The organism is Deltaproteobacteria bacterium, assembly GCA_016930875.1.
GTDB lineage: Bacteria > Desulfobacterota > Desulfobacteria > Desulfobacterales.
In genome coordinates this window covers 1-17,390 of record JAFGFW010000096.1, presented here as the reverse complement: position 1 = coordinate 17,390, position 17,390 = coordinate 1, and the positions used below count along the sequence as shown (strand labels likewise).

Below are 17,390 nucleotides of genomic sequence, written 5' to 3'. Positions count from 1 at the left end.
GAGATGGTCAGGACGGTTCAGTTAGGGAAAATAAAGATTCATCCCGATGGGCAGGAAGCGGACGTTAATTCTGCGCTCTGAGTTGCCAGCGCATGAGGGGCATGTCCCCAGTGGTAAATAAGTATAGAGATAGTCAAACAGTTGAGTGGTTAAGTTGGGAAATTATTGCCTTGAACGGATACGAAAATTGCCGGTATGAACCCTGATGGGGGTAGTTATGGGAAAATTCAAAGAACTGTTTAAAACATCAAAACCGATCATCGGGATGGTCCATCTCCTCCCACTTCCTGGCTCTCCGCGTTATAGGGAAGGGGGCATGAATAGGGTTTTCGAGCGAGCAGAAGAAGAGGCGTTAGTGCTCGAAGGGGCGGGGGTGGACGGGCTTCAGATTGAAAATATGTGGGACTTGCCATACTGCAAGCCTGAGCGCATAGGCCCAGAGACCGTGGCTGGACTTGCAGCGGCAGCAAGTGCTATTCTGCAGAAGGTGAAGATTCCGGTGGGGATCAATTGCCACATTAACGGGGTGTGTCAGGCATTAGCCGTGGCTGTGGCAGTGTGTGCAAAGTGGGTTCGGGCCTTTGAACTGGCAAATGCCTATATCTCAAACAGTGGCATTATAGAGGCGGCAGGCCCTGAAGCCCTTCGATATCGTAGACACTTGAGGGCGGACGACATGATGATCTTTGGGGACTTTCATGTGAAGCACGGAAGTCACTACATTCTATCGGATCTCTCCGTGGAAGAACAGGCTCGCGATGTGGAAGACTGCGGTGCTGACGCAATAATCGTCACAGGATTGAAGACGGGTTCGGCTCCTACCGTGGAAGATATTGAACGGATACAAAAAGGAGCATCTATTCCTCTTCTGATCGGAAGTGGGCTCTCATTAACAAATCTCGAAGAGCTTTTTCCTTTGTCAGATGGAGCGATTGTGGGGAGCAGCTTTAAGGAGGGTGGCAACTGGCGCAATCGGGTGGACTTTGAACGAACCTCTGATTTCATGAAAAGAATCCGATCGATTCGCAGCGACGGTTAACGGAGATTTGCATCAACACTGAAACACGGAATAATGAGGGGGACGTCCACGAAGCATCTCGAAAAGGAGGTTCGGAAGATCACCGCTACGACCGTGGCCGATGCCATGAGTTCAAATTCAGTCACTGTCCGGCCCGATGCGAGTATTGAGGAGGTGGGTAGTATCATGGTGGACAGGAATTTCCACACCCTCCCTGTGGTGGATAAGGGAGATCTCGTGGGAATCGTGGGAAAAGGGGATGTCCTGAGAATGCTCGTGTCCGGATCGTAAGCAAGATGACTTGCGGGCGGTAGTTCCCAATGCCTGATTGTTCCCTTCCAAACTGAACGTCCGAGGACTTTGGTCTTGACACAGCCCCCCTGATCTCTTAGGTTTTGTTCTTTGAAATCAGGGGCCTCGCAAGCGGTCTTCGTGAGGGTGTCCCTCGGCAAAGAAAGAACGGAGGTAAAGCAGAATCATGGGGCTTTTATCATCTACTGTTTCTGTCACGCGGTACAGAGTTGAAGGCCAACTTGAGAAGCCTGTTCTTGAAACAATGGCCAAGTGCCTTAAGAAAAATGCCATCCCAAATGTAGATGATGATATTTCAGATAAGACTGTGGGTTGGACATCATTTGACAAGCCATTTGACCCTGATTTTGATGGTTCGTCATTTCTTATCGGCACCTATTTTGTCTTTTCATTAAGAATAGACAAGAAAACCGTTCCCTCCTCACTCATAAAAAAACACTGTGCCATAGAAACGGCCAGGCGGCTTGCTGCGACTGGACGAAAATATTTGTCACGCGACGAAAAAAGGGTGATAAAAGAACAAGTCATAGGTGTTCTGACATTGCGTATTCCTGCAACTCCCAACGTTTATGATCTGATATGGAATTATGAAGAGTCATCTTTGTGGTTTTTCTCGACTCTGAAATCAGCCAATGAAGAGTTGGAGACATCGTTCTTCAGGTCATTTCAGCTTCCCCTTATCCGGCTCTTTCCATACACCACCGCTGATCTGGTGATGGGCCTTTCTGATACACAGCGTGATATCCTGGTCGGACTTTCTGCGACAGCCTTTACGGAGTAACCTATGCTTGATGTTGCCGTTTCATACAATCGTTATAAATTCTTGGGGTACGAGTACCTGACGTGGTTATGGTTTGCTATGGAGAAAAATCAAGATGAGATAACAAAACTCGAGCAAGAACCCGTATCGCTGGGAATCGGCAATCGTATTGTGCTTGTGAACAAGCAAAAGGATACGGTGGAAAGCATTACCATAAAGGGCGACGATGCAGGCCTTGAAGAGGGGATTTTGGCGCTGAAGAAAGGGGCCGTCGTGACAGAGCTTAATCTTTCTTGTAAGACGGGTGATCAAGAGTGGCGCTTTACCGTCAAGGCAGAAAGCCTGCACATGGCCGGGCTCAAGTGCCCCCAGACAGGATCTGTGGAGTCACAAGAGGATTTGGAGGGAGCGGTGCTTGAAAAGGTATACCTTTATGAAAAGGCCTTCCAGTTGACGGACAATCTCTTCAAGGAATTCATAACATTGAGGGTGTCAGAGGACTGGGACAAAAGGGTTGTCCCCCTCATCAGGCAATGGATGTATGCATGAAATAGCAGGGCTCGGGTTTGACGGCCTCTTCAAATCTTGTTATGTAGTGGATGAACTTTAAACCTTCGCAACAAGGTCATGCCCATGAAGAGGATAGGCATTGTCGTCAAGGACCAGAAAGAGGCCATTGCCAAGGCGGATCAACTGGAGACCTGGCTGAAGGCAAAAGGAATTCGGGTCCTCATCCGCAAGAATATCCCTACGCCGATTACTGCACGTGACTGTCTGGTCGAAAACATTGAAAAGGCCCCTTCTGATCTGTCGTTTATTGCGGTGTTGGGTGGTGACGGGACTTTCATCAGCGCCATCCGATGGGTTCAGGACACGGGTATCCCTGTCTTGGGCGTAAACCTTGGGGCTTTTGGGTTCCTGACAGATGTCCCGGTGGATCAGCTTTTTCCTGCCGTGGAAAAAGCCATCAAGGACGACTATGCAACCCAAGAGAGAATCCTGTTGTCGGCACAAGTTGTTCGTGACGGCGAGGAAGTCGCATGCCAGACCGTACTGAACGATGTAGTGATCAACAAAGAGGCTCTCGCACGCATTGCCCATATCCATGCTTTCATTGACGATTACTATCTAACGACTTTCAGGGCGGACGGTCTCGTTGTAGCCACCCCCACAGGGTCCACCGCGTATTCCCTTTCAGCAGGCGGCCCTATCGTATACCCGTCCCTGAAAACGATCATTCTCACTCCGATTTGTCCCTTTACTCTGATTAATCGCCCTCTGATCGTGCCCGATACTGTGACAATCACGATCAGTCTCGAAGAAAGAGACTCAAACATATTTCTGACCTTTGACGGCCAGGTTGGCCTCCATGTAACCCACCGAGACACCATCATTATTCGCAAGGCGCCGCATACGATTCAGATGATCAAGATGGCCGGCCAAAGCTACTATGACATGCTAAAAGCGAAACTGAGTTGGAGTGGACGGTAGCAACTCCCATTCGCCCACCTCGTTATCATGTTAATCAGTAGGTTCTCAATAATCTGGAAGAAAAGGCCTTTATCCCCCGGCACTCATGGCAACCGCGCTGCCCGAACTTTTTGAGAAGTTGCGTTAATCAGAATCCCCCATGGCGGTAAAGATAATCGAAACAAGAATCCTGTTCTTATCCCTTGTTGCTATCGTGGCCGTTGAAACGGCTACCGGGATTTTCCTCGCCAAGACGTTGCATGCCCTCCTGATAGCACGTCTTCTTGAAATATTTCTCTTTGTTCTGATTGTTTCAATCTGGGCCCAAGGCATGTCATCCGTCGGGCTGGCTCCAGACAAAATCTTTACCGGGCTGAAGAAGGGGGTGATCTGGTCGGCTGCTTTTGGGCTGTGCGCCATTTTTGGCTTTGCCATTCTGCATGCGGGACACATCCCTCCCTTGAAACTCATCAGAACCGATCTTCCGCACGGCACTCATGAGATAGTTCTGTTTTTCTTTGTGGGCGGTCTGGTAGCCCCTTTGGCAGAAGAAGTCTTTTTTCGGGGAATTATTTACGGCTTCCTGAGACGATGGGGTATGTTGGTTGCCCTTTTCGGTAGCGCCTTGATTTTTGTCCTATGCCATGCCACCGGTTCCGGGGTCCCACTGACCCAGATTGTGGGAGGCCTACTTTTTGCCGTGGCCTACGAGGTGGCGGGGAACTTGATGGTTCCCATCACGATTCATGTGCTCGGCAATATGGCTATTTTCGGCATTTCCCTTGTGATGCAATGAATCGCTTCTGGATTTGGCTTCTTGGAATTTCAATGGCTTTGTTATCTCAAAGAAAATCTGACCGGCACCATGACCCACTGCCTTATGTTTTCTCCACTTATTGTGCCAGGGGTGAAGGTCCAGTTCTTTACGGATTCCAGGGCCGCCTTGTCCAACAGCTCAAAACCCGATGATGATGCTATCTCTATTCGTCCGACCTTGCCGCTTTCAAGGACCTCGACTTTAAGGCGCGTGGACCCCTCATAGCCCCTTCTCCTGGCAACTTTGGGATAGGTTGGGCGAGGATTCTCTTTGTATTTGGGTGTGGCATACGTGAGAATCCCCTTTTCTGATCCGTTCCCCTTAAGTGTTCCAACGATTTCCCGCTCACCCGTGATGGCGCCCTTCGGGATCGACGCTGTTTCAAAAGACGATCCTGTCCCGATCATTTTATCTGGCGTCTTTGATAAATGGTCAATAGAAGGCTCCCCAGTCGCTTCATCCCTCCCTGCCGGGCAGGGCTCTGGTGCATGTTTCATGAGATCCTTAAGCCTGTTCAGGTTAGCGCTCTTTTTCTTGGGGGCAGGCTTGGCCGTGAGGTCTTTTTTGGGGCTTCGCATCGATCTCGGAACGAGGATTCGCTTACGCACGGCCCTGCGCTTTGGCAGGAGATCAGGCTTCAATGCGGTCTCAGAAGACGCCTTGGGGGAAGACGGTGCGGGCACGACCCTCTTGGGACGGATGATCGAGAGCGATACCGGGGCATGCGCATCCCATCCTGTGCTGCTGCTTCTCGGCAGATGTGCGCTCAACACGGATACATGAACTGCCAGGGATATGATGGCTGATAGGACAATGTCCCTTTTCATTATCAAGACCTCGCAATCAGCGACCGGTGGCGTCGGCTTCCTTCGGCCTTGCTTCCATGGAGACCTTTTGGAATCCCGCCAGCCTGACCTTGTCAAGAACATCCACAAAGACCCTGTACGGCGACTGCCTGTGTCCTGAAATAATGACGGTCTTCTCGGGAAAGGCTGCATATTCCCTTTTGAGGCGGCAAAGGATCTCCCGGCCGGCAGTGGGCTCCTTGTCCACAAAGACATCTCCGTTTTTATCAATCGTGATGACGAGACTCTCCCCTTTCTGCGTTTCAATGCTATCAGCAGCAGGCAGCGTGACCGGTATTCCTCTGTATACAACCATGGAAAGCATGGAATATATGAAGAATACAAGAAGCAAGAAGATAATGTCGATGAGAGGAATTAGTTCGATACGCGGGCTTTTGTGTTTGAATCGCAGGTTCATTCGCTGCCGTCCCCTTTTTGGAGGATCTCGAGGGTTGTCGCATGCTTCTCAATCCGATTTCCTGCCTTTTCCACCTTCGTCACGAAGTAATTGTATGGAAACAGTGTAAAAATGGCTATCAGCAAACCTGCGGCAGTCGTGAGCAGGGCCTGGGCAATCCCAGCAGTGACGGCCTGCGGGTTCTGTATGCCTGCTCTTCCGAGCATGTCAAAGGAATGTATGATGCCGATAACCGTGCCGAGAATGCCAAGCAGGGGGGCGGCAGTGATCACGGTATCCAGTACGGGAAGATATCTTTTCATTCTCTTGATTTCTTCTATTGCTGCTGCCTCCATGGCCTTGGAAAGCGAATAATTCCTGTGAACCAGGCCACACACAAGCACCCTGATCACATAATCGCCAGCGTCTTTGGTGCTCGTCCTGATTTCCTCGTATTTTTTCAAGCGAGCCAGCTCAAGCACCTGATCAACGAGGGTTCTGTCAGCACGCCTATTCTCCCGTATCCAGAAGAGAGTTCTTTCCAGAATTATCGTTAGGGAGATCATGGAGCATGCAAGGAGGGGATACATCACGACTCCCCCCTTCTGGAACATATCAAAGATCATAACTCAAACTCCTGTCGTGGTTGGCGCCATTATTGTGTACACCTCGGGAAAACTCCTGGCCTCGCCACCTGTTAACTGCAAAAAGCGCTATAAACAATGCGTATCCCGTGATAAGAGCCTTATACAGCTAAATGAAGAGGTAATCAACAACAGGGCCACCAATCACAGAGGTCTCCATTTCAGAATGAATAGAATCTCCTATGTTGCCCGGGCCGTCCTCCTGGGGTTGTTAACAACACAGGTCCTGGCTACGCTGCACGTGTATCTGTCCAATGCCGGGCTGTACCGGACCGTCACAGCTATCGCAGCGGCAGGCTATCTCGCCGTTCCCAATCAACAGATCATGCCCACGCTCAAAGAACTTGGACCCGCCTTCTACGGAGGGTTGTTTTTCACGCTCAGTCTTGGCGCAGGTCTTTCTATCTTCTCCGTAGCCTTTGCCTGGTGTTGGGATCGCATCTTCAGAAGAAATAAGGCCCTTTTGCTGCCCGTTTTGATCCTGTGGGCAGGCGCCATTGTCGCAGTAAACGGCAAGGGTCTTTCGCCGATAGTGGCCTCGTATTTCCTTGTGACTCCCCTTTTGGTCTTTACAGCCACCTTGAAGTGGATGCCTCCTGAAGATGAGAAAAAAATATGGTTTAACAGGCTGGTCCACATTGTTCCTATTCTCCTGCTGACCATAATATGGACGGTCCATGCGGATCGCTTCTTGTTTCTGGATATCCGAGATTACCTGCTGTTATCCAATCCCGTGGGGAAAAAAGTCGATGATTTTTACTATCGATACACTCTCTATCCAGCGGAGGTCTTTAAGACCCTGGATCAAAAGACGCTTAAGACATGTCGGCTGACCGCGATAAAGGACAAACAGGTTGCCCAACATATGGAAAATGCGCTCTTAAATTGCGACTATCTATCTCTGGATACAGGTGTTGCGACTGACCTTGAGATTGTGGAAGCTAAAGATGGACTCGTTTTTGAGCATCATGGCAAAACCGTTATCCAGTTCACCTTCAAAGAGTTTTTCGCCCAGCCGAATAAGGCGCTGCGGCAATTTTCCGCAAAAACCGACAGACACGCCCTTTTTCGGCAGGCCACCATCGTATGCCTTCTGGTGGGGTTTCCTGTCCTCCTGTATGTCATGGTCTTCGCCGTGATCCAGCTTGTGTCAGGCTTTTTGCTGAGCCCTATGCGTTCTGCGGCGGTTGCTGCGCTCCTCTGTTTCCTAATCGGCTTGGCCCTGTTGGCTCCACTTCGTGTCGGACGCTCAAAGGCCCTCCAGACAGCCGACTTATCCAAAGCCTTGGACTCCGACTGCTGGCAACAAAGGGTTCAAGCCTTAAGGACTGTGGTAAGCGAAGGCCTTGAGATCGGGAACCTTCGGTCCTATCGGAAGATGTTGGCAAGCCCGCATCTTCCCGAGCGCTACTGGCTGGCAAGGGCTTTGGGCGCAAGCCGCGACCCAAAAACGTATCAAGATCTCCTGGCATTACTGGATGACCCTCATCCCAACGTAGTCTCCATGACTCTTCATGCCCTGGGTCAAAGGGGAGATCCGAGAGCTGTCAAGGAAATCCTGAAAAGGATAGAGACCTCCGATCACTGGTATAATCAGTGGTATGCTTACAGAGCTCTCAGGCATCTGGGATGGAAGCAAAGAAAAAAGGGTGCCTTGCCACGCGGAAAAGGGCCATTTCTGGATGGAAATTAAATCACGCCCTTTTCCGAAAGGTCATCTATCTCTTCTTTCGTATATCCGATTTCCCGGAGTATCGAGGCTGTGTTTTCTCCAAAACGGACCGGAGGTGTTCGGATGGCTCCGGGTGTGTCGCTCAACTTGATGGGGACGCCCAGTACCGTGACGTTTTTTTGGTCGTTGCCCGTGATTTCAACTATCATCTCCCGTTCTCGAAAAAGCGGATCTTGAAGCACCTCTTCCAGATTCCGGATCGGAGTCCAGCAGACGTCCAAGTTCACCAGTTCTTCTTCCCATTCGTCCAGGTTCCTTTTCCTGAAGGTAGTGCGCATGAAATCCAAGATCTCTTCCCTGCGACTATCGTCAAATTGTAGAGACGCATATTCCGGAACGCCCAGATGTTCGCAAAGACGCTTCCAGAAGTGCTCTTCGATGGCTCCGATAGAAAAATAGCGACCATCTGCTGTTTCATAAATATTGTAGCATGCGTAGCGATGGGAAAGGAGGTTGTCGCCGCGTTGGGGAGCCTGACCGGTGAGTTGCTTCAAGTACAGGGCGATGGGCAAAAAACTCACCATTCCATCGGTCATTGAGATATCGATGTATTGACCCTTTGCGGATTTTATCCTGGATTGTAACGCCAGCAGGATGCCGATTGCCGCATACATTCCCCCTGCTGCAATATCGGCTATCTGAATCCCCGGGATAGAAGGGGGGCGATCTGATTCGCCTATGAGGTCAAGGACACCTGAGACGCCCAAGAAGTTCACGTCGTGTCCTGCCCGATTCCTGAGAGGGCCTGTCTGGCCATACCCTGAAATGGAGCAGTATATGACTCCGGGGTTTATTTTTCTAATAGTGTCGTAATCAATGCCCAGCCTATGGACAACTCCAGGCCTGAAGCCCTCCAGGATTACGTCTGTCTCCCTGGCAAGACGAAAAAAGATCTCCTTGCCTTCCTCGGTCTTCAGATCCAGACTCATATGCTCCTTATTCCTGTTGACAGTGTCAAGAAAGAGCCCATCAGAGATGAAACGCTTGTGGGCGACCGAAATGACGCGCGCTCCATGGTCTGCCAGAATCATGGAGCAAAAAGGACCAGGGAGTAAACGTGAGAGATCCAAAACCTTTATTCCTGATAAAGCGCCCTGTGCTGACATGTTTTTTCCTCCCTGTTTCAACATATCCTCAGCGCAAAGTATATCTAGGTGAAATCATGGGTTTTGTCAAACCCCAATTGGGCGAAAACGTTCAATTGGGGCGTGCCCGTTGCCCGTGGGCCATAGAGAAGGACGGACTTTTGTTTTATAGTTCTATGTTAGTGGATGTGTCATTTCGATCCCGCTATTAGCGGGAAGAAATCTAATGTTTTTCAGTATGCTACATCGAAAAGATTTCTAACTTCGCTCGAAACGACAAATTGTTGAAACTCTTTGCTAGTTCGTCAATTGTGGGCGGGGAAACCTGGGCTTTTTTTACCAAGCCGTTGATGTTAAGTAGTTGCCGCCGGCAAGCAGCAATGCTATGCATAATACGTTATCCCAAACTCTTGTTTTGTACTCACTCCGGCAAGGTGTTCTGGCTATGAGCAAGGCAACAAGATACAGACCTTATATATTCCTCCTAATACTCGTTTGTGTGGATGTGTTCCTCTCCTCACAGGCGATACCGCAAGATAAGGCGGCCTCTTCATCCAGTGCAGTGCCTAAGGGATTGACTCTGGTTCGGGCAGCAATGTGTGAACAGATAAAAGAGCATGCCCCCCAGGGTCAGGCAATTATTTTTCCTATCGAAATCGGAAGGGTCTTATGTTTTTCGTCTTTCGATCCAGTGCCCGAAGAGACTTTTATCTACCACTACTGGTTTTACCGCGACAGGTACAGCACAAGAGTAAAATTATCGCTCAAGCCTCCTCGCTGGTCAACATTTAGCAGTGTCCACCTTCGAGAGGCCGACAAAGGACCGTGGCATGTGGAAATCAGGGACGAGGAGGGCCGCGTTCTTCGAACCTTGAGGTTCAGCATAACGGACTGACTCGCATGGATAAGCTTTTTCTATTGTTCTCCAGTCTCCGATGGCAAGACGTTGTTGATATAGTTCTAAACAGCTATATCTTATTTCGCCTCTACGCGCTTTTCAGGGGGACCATTGTATTCAGGGTGCTTGTCGCGATTGCATCTTTCTGGTTTTTCCAAAGGATAGCTGTCTCACTGGGGCTGATTTTAGCAAGCTGGGTACTTCAGGGTATTACTGCCGCCGCCGCCTTCATCATCATAGTCATTTTCAGGAACGAGATTCGATGCGTTCTCCAGACAAGGACCCTGAAGTCCGTCTTGTGGGGAATCCCACACAGGCCTGTAAAGACTCCCATACAGATAATAGCGGAAGCGCTTCATGAACTCGCACAAAGGCATGTTGGCGCCCTGATTGTCTTTCCAGGCAAGGATCATCTGGAAGAAGTGGCCCATAGCGGCAAGCCCTGGCATGGATTGGTATCCAAAGAGATGATCATGAGCATATTCTGGCACGACAACCCCGTCCACGACGGTGCCGCCATTATTCAGGGCGATCGTGTCACCCATGTGGGCGTTATCCTGCCTCTGTCACACCGAGACGACCTCCCTTCACATTACGCGACTCGTCACAGGGCTGCGGCCGGACTGGCTGAAACCACAGATGCCCTGGTCGTGCTCGTGTCTGAGGAAACTGGCGATGTCGCTGTGGCAAAGGGTTCTCAAATACGGGTAATTGACCAAAAGGAAGAGCTTGTTCAGACATTGCGAGAACATCTCGGGACAACTGAAAGGCAATGGGGCTATTTGAGAAGAGAAAAGCTCGAGCTTGCCGTAGCAGCTCTTGTTTCAGTGGCATTGATAACTGCAGCCTGGTTTAGCTTTACACGGGGTCTCGAAAGCCTTGTGACGCTTGAAATTCCCATAGAATATATGAATCGTGATCCCGAGATGGAGATTGTTGCGACGTCCGTAAACACCGTTCATCTTGATCTGAGTGGCTCAGGCGGTCTTATGAGATCCATTGGACCCGAGCAGGTTCGGGTGAAGCTGGACCTAAGCAGAGCCCTTGTGGGACAAAATACCTTTGCAATCACAGCCAAAGACATCGATTTGCCGCCTGGTGTGATTCTAAGAGAAATCGAACCCCCGGGTGTCGAGGTGGCTCTGGATGTGCTGGTGAAAAAGGTGTTGGCCGTACAGCTTGACTGGGTTGGTAAGCTACCTGAGCATTTAGTGCTTACGAGGGTGACGGTGACTCCTGACACCATAATAGTAGTCGGCGGGGAGCAAACTCTGAAAAATATCTCAACGATCTATACGGAAAGGATTCGCCTTGATTACCTCAAAAGGTCTGGAACCCTTAGCGCGAAGCTGGCGCTCCACCCACCGTCTTTGAAGATTGCAACTGGGTCAAAGGACAGTATTACGGCTCAGTATGTGATAGAAGAAAAGTGAAAATCGTTCCCCCCTCGGAGTCCAAGGCGGTGAGCATGCCGGTCAAGAATCTCCTTTAATAGTTCTCAAGATATAATTGCCTTGCGCTGATTCACTCAGCAGCCAATGAGGCCAAAGCGGTTGCAGATCTCCCCGGTGCCGCCTGATTACATCTCGGTTCCGCCTGTTATGTCCTTGTCTTCCTGTGCCATGTAGCATCACTATAGGTTATTATTCGTTCGTATAAGGTGCTCAATTTCTAAGCACGTTTTATCTTGACAATAAAGCATAGCTATGTCATAGGAGATATCTGTATCCGGCCGGATATAATCCACATCCCTAGTGCGGTTTCACTGTTAGCCCTTGCATCCATAGACATGATTACAGGGTCAGGTGTTCTTTATTTTTGGAACAGGCTTCTAACACTGCGAAAGGACATAAATTGTGAGATTTGAATTGAGATGCGTTTGTTTGATTATTGGAGTTACAATTCTTTTGCTCCATGGGGTTTACGGCACCAGCCTAGCAAAGGAGAAGAGAGAAAACCAATCCGGGGAGAACCTCACATTCGGGGCCAACGTCCGCTTTCGGTATGAATATCAAGATAACTTCAATGCCAAGTATTATGGAGATGAGCCAGCGAATGGGGAATCGAATGATGGATTCCTTCTTGGGAGATTCCGATTTGGGCTTGATTACTATCCGAATCAAATCGTTCACTTGGCCGTATGGATGCAGGACTCAGAAATCTGGGATTCAGCCCTTGAGGAGCGCGATTTCTATAACAGTCAGTTTGATCGAGAGCACAACCCTTATAAAGATCGTTGGGAACTTTACAATACTTACCTGGAGATCAAGAAAATTTTACCCTTCAGTATAAAACTCGGAAGGCAGGTTATTGCCTATGGCAACAAGAGGATCTTCGGGCCTGGCCAATGGGGAAACACAGGCAGGTGGATCTGGGATGCCGGAAAGCTTGCTTATAAATTTGATGGAGGATTTGTGGATGCATATTACGGAAGAACCCAGGTTCATGATCCTGATGTGTGCAGCCTCAATCACAATCACGGGTTTGAAAGTTTCGGATTTTATGGCCATTTTGAGCTTCCAAAGAGGCTCTTGGGAATTTCTTTTGAGCCATTCGCTATGACCAAGGCCAACAAGCACGACAGGTATAAAAGCGAAGATGGACAATACGGAGATCTTGATTCGTATTATGTGGGAGCTAGAATTTTCAAGAAAAACTATGAAGGATTTGATGTGGATTTTACTTTTGTAAAACAGGATGGGGATTATGCTCATGATGATATCGACGCCTATGGTTATCATGTTTCAATGGGGTATAACTTTGAAGAGATTGGCTTCAAACCGCGTCTCAGCGTGGAATACAGCTATGCTTCTGGAGACAGTGATCCCACGGACAGCAAACGTGAAACATTTGACGGGGCATTCGGGGCCAGGGACAAGATGTATGGGAGACTGAACCTGTTTCACTGGAAGAATCTAAAGGATGCCCAGATAAATCTGGAAGTCAAACCCAAGGACTGGCTTTATTTTAAGGCAGAGTACCACCAGTTCTGGCTGGCGGAAGAAAAAGACGCCTGGCACCTCAACTCCAAGGCATATCGGGACAAGAGCGGCAATTCAGGGGACAAAGTGGGAAGGGAGTTTGATCTTGTAGGAAGATTGAAGCTTCCCAAAGGCAATGAAATCCAGCTCGGTTACGGCCATTTCTGGCCAGACGAGTTTGCCGAAAACCTGGCCTCTGACAAGGAAGCCAACTGGATCTTCGTGCAATGGATGTATAAATTTTCTTGCGGCATTCTTGATTGATAGAAATCTTTAGTCTCTGCAAACATTCTTCCTCACAAAGCCTTTGAGATGAGTACAGTCAAGAACTGATTAAAACGAATAGAAAAGGAGTTTTTGAAACAATAGATTCTGAGCAAGAGACAGGAGGTTCAAATGAACAAGATCAGAAATTTGGCGCTTTCCCCGGTTATCGCTTTGTTTTTGCTGGTTACCGTTACCCAGGCATACGGAGGCGAAAAAAGACTACTTTTCCATGCAGGCCTCGGGCAGCGTATGGCACTAAATGAAATTAAGGAAATTTTTGAAAAGAAACATCCGGATGTTAAGGTGAACTTTTCCTACAAGGGTTCAGGATACTTTATAGCTGATATCACTAGGTCAAAACAAGGAGATCTCTTTATGCCCGGTGAGGAGTTTTATCTGTTGCAAGCCGTGGAAAGGGGTTTTCTCACCGACTACGATCCCGAAACAGACATCCCTGCCTATTTTGTTACCGTGATTATCACTCCCAAAGGGAACCCAAAAAACATAAAGAGAGTAGAGGATTTCGCCAAGCCTGGTGTGAGGGTTGGACTCGGAAATCCAAGGGCGTGTGCCATTGGCATCTGGCATCAGAAAACCTTCAAAAAAGCGGGGATCTGGGAGAAGGTAAAGGAAAATGCAACAATGAGCGCCAAGTGTATCCCGGAGTTGGGTAACGCAGCTCAGCACAGGGCAATCGATGCTACCATCGTCTGGGCAACCACTGCGGTTCTCTACCTTAGGGATGTAGAGATCATCCCCATCGAACACACGTATCGGGGCATTATAAGGCTGCCGGTGGGTGTGCTCAAGTTTGCCAGATACAAAGAGGAGGCCCAAAAGTTGATGGATTTCATTCTATCAGAAGAGGGAAGGGCAATTTTTCATAAGCATGCCTATGCGGTCAATCCGGTCATTCCGGTCGATAAACAAGGTTTCTGCCTGGACGCGACCACCGATCAGGATATGGAATATCTGGTAAACGCAGCAAAGGCAGTAAAGGATGAATCATTTCAAGTTAACGAAAAGACTGTTGGAGATTTAATAGAGGAAGTTCTAAGAGAGAAAAAAACAAAAAGGGCAGGAGATTAGGTCTGAAACAGGGAGGAATTCAAATGGCTCTGGGGTCTCGAGGGGGATGGTGGCCTGCTCTCTGTGTTGGAACTGCTGGCAGTATTCTGGCCATATATGTCTTGCTCGTGACAAGCAACTGGATCTACCTGGGATGGCATGACACTCTATATTTCTTTTCAAAATCGAGGATGTGGGAGCGTTTCTGGTTGACCGTCTGGACGTCAACAATCTCCACATCTTTTTCTTTGCTTGTCGGTATCCCCGCCGGCTATGCCCTTTCTCGATTTCGATTCCCCTGTCGCTATCTTATCGCCAGTATCATAGATCTTCCCATTGTAGTCTCTCCCGCGGTAGTAGGGGCATTTCTCTTTGGAATCACTACCAGGTTTCCCTTTGATTGGATCAGTGAATATTATGGCATCTATATTGGCAGAAATGTATACGGCGTCCTCCTTGTTCAGTTTACGGTCACCGCTGCCTTTTGTGCCCGGCTGATGAAGGCAAGCTTTGATATGATTCCCACCAGGTTTGAGTCGGTCTCTCGTAGTTTAGGCGCTTCTTCCCTCCGGACGTTCTTTAAAGTAGTTCTTCCCATGGCAAAGAATGGGATTATCGCCAGTATGATCGTGGTCTGGGCACGGGCAGCCGCCGAGTGGGAAGGGCTTATGTTATTTGTCGGGGCCACAGAAGGAAAAACAGATATTATGCCATTTGCCATCTATCTGGACTGGAATGGAGGTATGATGGGGTGGGTAACCTCAATGAGCATCGTCTGCATCCTGATGGCAGTATCCGCGATATCGGCAATGAGAATGATTGGAGGAAGAAGCAGTGTCTGGTAAGAGACGCACCAGAACTATCTTTAATACCTTTTTTTACAGTTTTGCCGGTTTCCTATTCCTTTATTCTGTCTACCTTTTCTTAAGTAATATAGATCAGCTCTTTGTAAACGAGGCAGCAATAAAAACCCGCGAAATAACTGATATCTGGGGTGAAAACAGGAAAATCTTAAACCAGTTTGCAGGAGGCTTCTGGAAAGATCCCTATTTTTGGAAGTCGCTTAACCTCACCTTATCAATAACTCTTACCACGACCTTTATCGCCACCATATTGGGCATTCCAACTGCCTATGCCCTCTCACGTTATCGAATTCCAGCAAAATCTATAATTGAAGTTCTTTTTTCATCGCTAATAGTCATGCCTGGATCAGTTATCGGGATCTGTCTGATTGTGATGTTCAACTACGGACCATTATGGAACTTGCAGAATTCATTAGGATTCAGGTTCGCCCACAGCATCTTCCCCGGAATGGTCATTGCATCCTTAGTGCTTTCCTTTGCCCTGGGATTGAGCGCATGGAAGGCCACCTTTGACAGTGTGAATCCCCGGTTTGAGCAGGTGGCAAGGTCCCTGGGGAGCAGCCGATGGAGGGCTTTCAAGACGGTAACCTTTCCTTTGGCAAAAAGCGGTATCATAGCCGGCATCATACTGGCCTGGACCAGGGCAATGGCTGAGTTCAGCGCCGTCCTCTTTTTCTGCGGGACATTCCGGGAGTTGCCTGCTTCACGATTTTCTGATCTTACTAAATTGTTACAAATGGATCAGGCCGATTGGGTTTCCGTAGCGGTGTGGGCCCAGGTAGAGTTCGGTAATATTGAATATGGCTTTGCCCTGGCCTTTGTTCTGGTCTTGATAGGCGGGATTTCGGTTTACGTGATGCACCGGATCGGCGCAAAAGGATATGTATGGTAAGGAGACGCTATGATTGAGATAAGAAATCTGAGTGGCAATCTCGGTGAATTTCATCTTCAAGATATCAATTTGAAGGTAAACAAGGGTGAATACCTGGCGATTCTTGGTCCCACCGGGGCAGGAAAGACGGTTCTGGTTGAATATATCGTCGGCATTTATCAGCCCGATGGCGGCAGCATCCTGGTTGACGGAGAGGATATAACCCCTCTTTATACGGAGGAGCGAAACATCGGTTATGTTCCTCAGGATTATGCCCTCTTTCCCAATCTAACGGTAGAAAAGAATATTGCATACGGACTGGAGGCAAGGAGAATGCCGCCTGAGCATGTTAATAGTGTTGTCTCAGGAATGATTGCACGGCTCAAGATCGATCACATCCGACATAGAATGCCGCTCAATCTAAGCGGTGGTGAAAAGCAAAGGGCGGCAATGGGCCGTGCCCTGGCTACGGAACCAAGGCTTCTACTTCTAGATGAACCCTTAAGTGCCTTGGATGAAAACCTAAGGACGGAGCTAGCGAGGGAACTTCGCCAGATACAAAGGGCTGTCAATGGCACCTTTATCCATGTATGCCATAATTTTGAGGAGGCCTCAGATGTTGCAGACAAGGTTGTTATTATGAATGACGGCGAGATAATCCAAACCGGGACGCTGAAAGAGGTCATGGAAGCGCCTAAGGATGAATTTGTAGCGCGGTTTGTCAAGTCACAAAATATATTCTATGGCTTTTCCGATGGTTCCACAATAAAAATGGGCAAAATGTCGCTTGTCAGAGAAAATCCATTCAAAGGAAATGTAATCGTGGCGATAAGGCCGGAAAGTATTGCGATTGTAAAAAACGAAAATGTTAAAGGGGAGAATGTCTTTTCGGCAACGGTTAAAAGTGCAATGCGCAAACCGTATTTCACTGAGATAGCGGTGGATATGAATCCTTCTTTTGTTATTTATAGTACAACCGAAAGAAATTACAATAAAGGAGACGACGTAACAATAACTATACCACCAGAAAAGATTGTGGTGATTAGGAAATCTCGGTTGAAATGAACTCCCTGCATACCGTGAAGCCGACTTGCAACAGCCTGCTATTCTTGGTTTTCTGATTTGTGAAAAATTGCTTCAGTGCCGCTGGCCCTAATCTGGCATCTAGCAACTCATCCTAAAAGACCGTAGGAAACGCACATGTAGAGGCAGGAAATAATATCATTTGGCAGAATAGAGGGAAAGATGTTCAAGTTGCGCAGTCTTACTGTGATACTAGTGTAGTGTGTCTGTAACTTCTTGACAACAATATGATCCTGGCGAAAAAAAGCCAAAAGTCGTCATTCCCCGGCTTGACCGGGG

General features: G+C 48.6%; 18 protein-coding genes. 14 read left to right on the top strand and 4 right to left on the bottom strand.

Features of this window, described 5'->3' with window-relative positions; translation table 11 throughout:
- Positions 1–217 precede the first annotated feature (217 nt).
- The 6 genes from JW883_09225 (at position 218) to JW883_09200 (ending at position 4,356) form a co-directional block, all read left to right on the top strand.
- Positions 218–1,039 carry a BtpA/SgcQ family protein gene (locus tag JW883_09225; GenBank protein MBN1842443.1) on the top strand — a complete coding sequence of 274 codons (822 nt, stop codon included), beginning with the start codon at positions 218–220 and terminating at the stop codon, positions 1,037–1,039.
- A 33-nt stretch (positions 1,040–1,072) separates the two neighbouring features.
- The gene (locus JW883_09220) at positions 1,073–1,309 is read left to right on the top strand and encodes a CBS domain-containing protein (GenBank protein ID MBN1842442.1); all 237 of its coding nucleotides are present in this window, start codon (positions 1,073–1,075) and stop codon (positions 1,307–1,309) included.
- A gap of 187 nt (positions 1,310–1,496) precedes the next feature.
- A complete protein-coding gene (gene rdgC, locus JW883_09215; protein ID MBN1842441.1) occupies positions 1,497–2,111 on the top strand; it encodes a recombination-associated protein RdgC in 615 nt (204 codons plus the stop codon).
- 3 nt (positions 2,112–2,114) lie between these two features.
- Complete coding sequence (locus JW883_09210; protein ID MBN1842440.1) at positions 2,115–2,639, top strand: hypothetical protein; 525 nt, start codon at positions 2,115–2,117, stop codon at positions 2,637–2,639.
- Positions 2,640–2,723: 84 nt separating this feature from the next.
- Complete coding sequence (locus JW883_09205; protein MBN1842439.1) at positions 2,724–3,581, top strand: NAD(+)/NADH kinase; 858 nt, start codon at positions 2,724–2,726, stop codon at positions 3,579–3,581.
- Between the two features lie 139 nt (positions 3,582–3,720).
- Entirely contained in the window at positions 3,721–4,356 is a 636-nt protein-coding gene (locus JW883_09200) for a CPBP family intramembrane metalloprotease (GenBank protein ID MBN1842438.1), read from the top strand.
- Positions 4,357–4,397: 41 nt separating this feature from the next.
- Here JW883_09200 and JW883_09195 read toward each other — a convergent pair whose 3' ends face one another.
- The 3 genes from JW883_09195 to JW883_09185 are packed head-to-tail and all read right to left on the bottom strand — an operon-like array spanning position 4,398 to position 6,242.
- Entirely contained in the window at positions 4,398–5,204 is an 807-nt protein-coding gene (locus tag JW883_09195; protein MBN1842437.1) for an energy transducer TonB, read from the bottom strand.
- Between the two features lie 16 nt (positions 5,205–5,220).
- A complete protein-coding gene (locus tag JW883_09190) occupies positions 5,221–5,640 on the bottom strand; it encodes a biopolymer transporter ExbD (protein ID MBN1842436.1) in 420 nt (139 codons plus the stop codon).
- The gene (locus tag JW883_09185) at positions 5,637–6,242 is read right to left on the bottom strand and encodes a MotA/TolQ/ExbB proton channel family protein (protein MBN1842435.1); all 606 of its coding nucleotides are present in this window, start codon (positions 6,240–6,242) and stop codon (positions 5,637–5,639) included. The genes JW883_09190 and JW883_09185 overlap by 4 nt, the downstream gene beginning before the upstream one ends.
- Between JW883_09185 and JW883_09180 the strand changes: the two genes are divergently transcribed.
- Positions 6,184–7,956 (top strand): HEAT repeat domain-containing protein, encoded by a 1,773-nt coding sequence (locus tag JW883_09180; protein MBN1842434.1) that lies wholly within the window; start codon positions 6,184–6,186, stop codon positions 7,954–7,956. The two genes, JW883_09185 and JW883_09180, sit on opposite strands and share 59 nt — an antisense overlap.
- Here JW883_09180 and JW883_09175 read toward each other — a convergent pair.
- Positions 7,953–9,101, bottom strand: a complete 1,149-nt coding sequence (locus tag JW883_09175) for a CoA transferase (protein MBN1842433.1) — start codon at positions 9,099–9,101, stop codon at positions 7,953–7,955. The genes JW883_09180 and JW883_09175 overlap by 4 nt on opposite strands.
- Positions 9,102–9,675: 574 nt before the next feature.
- Between JW883_09175 and JW883_09170 the strand changes: the two genes are divergently transcribed.
- The 7 genes from JW883_09170 to JW883_09140 all read left to right on the top strand — a co-directional run bounded on the left by JW883_09170 (position 9,676) and on the right by JW883_09140 (position 17,093).
- A complete protein-coding gene (locus JW883_09170) occupies positions 9,676–9,975 on the top strand; it encodes a DUF2914 domain-containing protein (GenBank protein ID MBN1842432.1) in 300 nt (99 codons plus the stop codon).
- 5 nt (positions 9,976–9,980) lie between these two features.
- Entirely contained in the window at positions 9,981–11,411 is a 1,431-nt protein-coding gene (locus tag JW883_09165; protein MBN1842431.1) for a diadenylate cyclase, read from the top strand.
- Positions 11,412–11,834: 423 nt separating this feature from the next.
- The gene (locus JW883_09160; protein MBN1842430.1) at positions 11,835–13,223 is read left to right on the top strand and encodes an alginate export family protein; all 1,389 of its coding nucleotides are present in this window, start codon (positions 11,835–11,837) and stop codon (positions 13,221–13,223) included.
- Positions 13,224–13,355: 132 nt separating this feature from the next.
- Positions 13,356–14,315, top strand: coding sequence for a molybdate ABC transporter substrate-binding protein (gene modA, locus JW883_09155; GenBank protein ID MBN1842429.1), 960 nt, complete (start codon positions 13,356–13,358; stop codon positions 14,313–14,315).
- 23 nt (positions 14,316–14,338) lie between these two features.
- On the top strand, positions 14,339–15,139 hold the full coding sequence (locus tag JW883_09150; GenBank protein ID MBN1842428.1) for an ABC transporter permease: 801 nt from the start codon (positions 14,339–14,341) through the stop codon (positions 15,137–15,139).
- Complete coding sequence (locus JW883_09145) at positions 15,129–16,049, top strand: ABC transporter permease subunit (GenBank protein ID MBN1842427.1); 921 nt, start codon at positions 15,129–15,131, stop codon at positions 16,047–16,049. The genes JW883_09150 and JW883_09145 overlap by 11 nt, the downstream gene beginning before the upstream one ends.
- Positions 16,050–16,118: 69 nt before the next feature.
- Entirely contained in the window at positions 16,119–17,093 is a 975-nt protein-coding gene (locus JW883_09140; GenBank protein MBN1842426.1) for an ABC transporter ATP-binding protein, read from the top strand.
- Positions 17,094–17,390 lie beyond the last annotated feature (297 nt).